At 53.0% G+C, this 253-nt stretch carries 1 pseudogene; it reads right to left on the bottom strand.

Annotated features, from left to right (window positions below):
• Positions 1-188 (bottom strand): annotated as a pseudogene (locus tag QP119_RS11620) (2-isopropylmalate synthase); the annotation flags it as partial.
• Between the last annotated feature and the right edge of the window lie 65 nt (positions 189-253).

Below are 253 nucleotides of genomic sequence, written 5' to 3'. Positions count from 1 at the left end.
CGTCCGGCATCTTCGCAAGAAAATTCAACATCATCGGTGTAATTACGGGCGCGTTTCACCATATAGATAGCGCGTTCGATCACTTCGTCCAGCGTGCTGCGCAGCTTGGTGGCGATGTGCATTGGCGAAGTGGCAATAAAGGTATGAATACGGAAGGCTTCGGCGACTTTCAGGGATTCGGCTGCCACGTCGATATCTTTCTCCACGCAGCGAGCTAACGCGCATACACGGCTGTTTTTAACCTGGCGAGCGA

Source organism: Corynebacterium frankenforstense, assembly GCF_030211955.1.
Lineage (GTDB): Bacteria > Actinomycetota > Actinomycetes > Mycobacteriales > Mycobacteriaceae > Corynebacterium > Corynebacterium frankenforstense_A.
The sequence above is the reverse complement of the archived record's forward strand: the minus strand, read 5'-3'. Positions and strand labels throughout refer to the sequence as shown.